The organism is Trinickia sp. (assembly GCF_051954495.1).
Taxonomy (GTDB): domain Bacteria; phylum Pseudomonadota; class Gammaproteobacteria; order Burkholderiales; family Burkholderiaceae; genus Trinickia.
In genome coordinates this window covers 1-3,585 of sequence record NZ_JBQCHR010000184.1, presented here as the reverse complement: position 1 = coordinate 3,585, position 3,585 = coordinate 1, and the positions used below count along the sequence as shown (strand labels likewise).

At 61.4% G+C, this 3,585-nt stretch carries 4 protein-coding genes; 2 read left to right on the top strand and 2 right to left on the bottom strand.

The features are described 5' to 3' along the window. Positions 1–35: 35 nt before the first annotated feature. Both vapB and ACTHNR_RS26190 read right to left on the bottom strand, forming a co-directional pair. Positions 36–266, bottom strand: coding sequence for a type II toxin-antitoxin system VapB family antitoxin (gene vapB / locus ACTHNR_RS26195; protein ID WP_440551684.1), 231 nt, complete (start codon positions 264–266; stop codon positions 36–38). 548 nt (positions 267–814) lie between these two features. Continuing rightward, positions 815–1,756 carry a LysR family transcriptional regulator gene (locus ACTHNR_RS26190; protein ID WP_440551683.1) on the bottom strand — a complete coding sequence of 314 codons (942 nt, stop codon included), beginning with the start codon at positions 1,754–1,756 and terminating at the stop codon, positions 815–817. A 146-nt stretch (positions 1,757–1,902) separates the two neighbouring features. On the opposite strand from ACTHNR_RS26190, the gene ACTHNR_RS26185 reads away from it, so the two are divergent. Next, positions 1,903–2,676, top strand: coding sequence for an SDR family NAD(P)-dependent oxidoreductase (locus tag ACTHNR_RS26185; protein ID WP_440551680.1), 774 nt, complete (start codon positions 1,903–1,905; stop codon positions 2,674–2,676). A gap of 13 nt (positions 2,677–2,689) precedes the next feature. Then, positions 2,690–3,585: aldo/keto reductase (locus tag ACTHNR_RS26180; protein WP_440551678.1), on the top strand; the 896-nt coding region annotated here is incomplete at its 3' end.

Genomic DNA, 3,585 nt, shown 5'->3' with positions numbered 1-3,585 from the left:
GATGCAGATATTCGTATCGAGCATGTACTTGAGCATCAAAACCCCTCACGCTCCTGATCGCCGGGCTGGTCACGCATGGACATGAAGTCCGGGCTCACCTCTTCGCCATCAAACCAGCTATCCCATGACTCTCCAACGGGGCTGAGTATGCGGGTGCGGCCGATAGCCACCACGTCGACACGCTTCACGTCGTCAGGAAGCGCCACGGATTTTGGCAGGCGCACCGCCTGGCTACGGTTGCTTTTGAAGATGGCACCTTGTTCCACGATAGGCTCCTCGGTATATGTCAAACGTATATCCAATTATACGTGCGGCTCCGGTAGATGTCGAGGGGATATACGTTCCTTTCCAAGCTCGCCGCCATATCGTCCGCAATCGCGGACACAAACAGCGTGGCGGCTGCGATTAGGGACATGAAGCGCGAAGAAGCCTCTTTTCTCTTCCCCGCCAGGCTGGCGCGAGGTCGTGGCAAGAACAGCCACAAATGTAGACGCTGCCTGAGACTGTCGGACTCGCAACGGACGACATGATCGTCCTCGACGCTCTGCGCAAACAGAGGAACTTAGCGGATTACGACGGCGATCCGGTGCCCACTTCCACAGCGCAGGAGTGCATAACGAGCGCAAGCATTGCTACGCCACCTCCAGAATTGGCTAGCCGAGGCTCGACCGGAATTGCTTTGAGCCAGCCGCGTCTCGGCCCCATTCGCACGTGAGCCTAAAAGCTTCGCAAGTTCTTGGCCGATGCCTTCCGAGCGACTGCGTTTTTTCCGCCGACCTATAGCACCGTCGCAGCCCACGGCCTTCACCCCTCATCACCCCGCGCGACTGCCCTTCCTCCCCCCCACCGCCGGCAGCGACTGCTGCTCGCGAATGATGTTGATGAGCGCCGGCAGCGCCGGGTGGTTATACCGTCGGCTGCTGTAGTACATATGCAGCGGATCCTCTGGCGCCGCGTGCTGTTCCAGCACGATCCGCAATTCGCCGCGCGCCAACTCCTCGGTGATCCGCGTCTCGAGCACATACCCGATCCCAAGTCCCGCCTTGCATGCACTGATCGTCGTCGCCGTATCGTTGATCGTAACGAGCCCCGGCACGCTGATGCGCCGACGTTCCCCCGCGTCGAGCACGTCCCATCGATAACTCGAATTGTCGCCGAGCAGCAGTTGCAAGCACGTATGCTCGGCCAATTGATCGAGGCGTTTCGGCGACCCGCAACGTTTCAGATAACCCGGCGAAGCGACCATCACCCACCGCTGCGGCCCCGTCAGCGGCACAGCCACCATATCTTCCGGCACGTAATGGCCGTAGCGAATGCCCGCGTCGAACCCTTCCGCCACGATGTCGATAGGCCGGTTCTCGACCACGACCGTCAGCCGCACCTCCGGGCACCGGCGGACGAACTCCGGCAACGCGGGCGCGATGAGCAGATGCGCCGCATCGGCGAAGACGTTTAACCGAAGCTCACCGAGCCGCGCAGCGCCCGGCGCCTCGAAAGTCTCGAGAGCCGAGCCGATCTGATTGAAGCCGTCTTCCAACCGCGCCGCCAAATCCAGCCCGACCGCTGTGGCTGAAACCGCTCTGCTCGTTCTGTTCAGCAACTTCGCACCCAGGCGATCCTCCAACCGGCGCATGGCATGGCTCAGCGCCGACGGCGTTTGCCCCATTTCGATCGCGGCCAGCCGAAAACTGCGGCATTTGACGATCGCCATGAATGATTTCAGATCCGCGAAGTCGATCCTGTCGGTCTTGGCCATAGGGTGAATTCAATTCAGCATCTCGTTGAATTCCATTCATTCTACGCCGTGCCATCATCGCTTTCCGACCGCGATAGGTCATAGGTCGATAGGTCGAGCAACGCTTGGCGGCAATGTCCGCCGGACGCTTTCCACGGGAGGACTTCATGCCGAATTTCGAACACATGCGCATCAGCGATTTGACTGGGACCAAGGTACTCGTAACGGGCGGGTCGACTGGGATCGGCGCCGCCGTGGTTCGTGCGTTCGCCGCCCAAGGCGCGAAGGTCGTCGCCCATTTCAATCAAAGCCACGCGGCTGCCGAAGCGCTGCGCGCCGAGCAGCCCAACCAAATCGAGCTGATCCAAGGCGATCTAAGCAAACCGGGCGAAGCGGCGCGCGTGGTGAATGCAGCGGCCGAAATGCTCGGCGGCCTTGACGGCCTGATCAACAACGCAGGCGCGATGCTGGGACGAATTGCATCCGCCGACGTGGCGCCGTCGCATTTCGACGAGGTCGTGAACCTCAACGCCCGTTCGGTCTGGGAGGCCACCGTAGCCGCCCATCCGTTCCTCAAGGCTACTGGCGGCTATGTCATCAACACGACGTCCGTGGCCGCGCGCACGGGCGGCGGCGCCGGGGCCGTGCTCTATGGCGCCTCCAAGAGTTTTGTGAGCAGTCTCACCCGCGGCCATGCGAAGGAATTCGTCCGCGATGGGATTCGGGTCAACGCAGTGGCGCCCGGACTGATCCAGACGCCGTTCCACGACAAATACACGCCGCCCGATGTCTTCGCATCGCAAACCGCGTCGGTGCCGATGGGCCGAGAGGGTTTGCCTGAGGAGTGCGTGGGCGCCTTTCTGTTCCTGGCGTCGCCGGCAATGTCCGGATACATCACCGGCCAGATCATCGAGGTCAACGGCGGCCAATTGATGCCTTAAAAAAGGAAACAAAGTGAATCAACGACCATTCGGCAACACGGAAATTTCGGTATCGGAAATCGGATTCGGCGCCTGGGCGATTGGCGGCTCGTGGGGCGACGTTTCGGAAAGCGATGCAAAAGCCGCGCTCCATGCGGCGCTCGATAGCGGCACGACTTTCATCGATACGGCCGATGTCTACGGCGACGGGCGGTCGGAACGGATCATCGCGTCCGTGCTGAAAGAGCGCGGCGGTCCTCGGCCCTTCGTCGCGACGAAAGCGGGGCGGCGGCTCAACCCGCACGTGAGCGAGGGCTACACGGGCGCCAATCTGAACGCGTTCGTCGATCGTTCGCTCGCGAACCTGGAGATGGATTGCCTCGATCTCGTGCAGCTGCATTGCCCGCCGACCGAGGTGTACTACCGGCCGGAAGTGTTCGAAGCCATGGACGCGATGGTCGCGGCGGGGAAAATCCGGCGCTACGGGGTGTCGGTGGAGAAGGTGGAAGAAGGGTTGAAGGCGATCGAATACCCGGGCGTGAAATCGGTGCAGGTGATCTACAACATCTTCAGGCAGCGGCCGGCCGATCTGTTCATGCGCGAGGCGAGGGCGAAGGGCGTGGCCGTTATCGTTCGCGTGCCGCTCGCGTCCGGTCTGCTCACCGGGAAAATGACGGCTGCCACGACATTTGCCGCGGATGATCATCGGCACTTCAATCGAGAGGGTCAGGCTTTCGACAAGGGCGAGACGTTTGCGGGTGTGCCTTACGAATTGGCGCTCAAAGCCGTCGATGAAATTCGCCCGCTCGTTCCCGAAGGTGTGACGATGGCGCAATTCGCGCTGCGTTGGATCTTGATGAATCAGGGCGTGACGACGGTGATTCCCGGTGCGAAGAACGCCGAACAAGCCAAGGCCAACAATGCGGCAAG

Bases quoted from the DNA above. Each gene is read 5' to 3' on its own strand.
- ACTHNR_RS26190 (WP_440551683.1), bottom strand. From the start codon at position 1,756: ATGGCCAAGACCGACAGGATCGACTTCGCGGATCTGAAATCATTCATG.
- ACTHNR_RS26185 (WP_440551680.1), top strand. From the start codon at position 1,903: ATGCCGAATTTCGAACACATGCGCATCAGCGATTTGACTGGGACCAAG.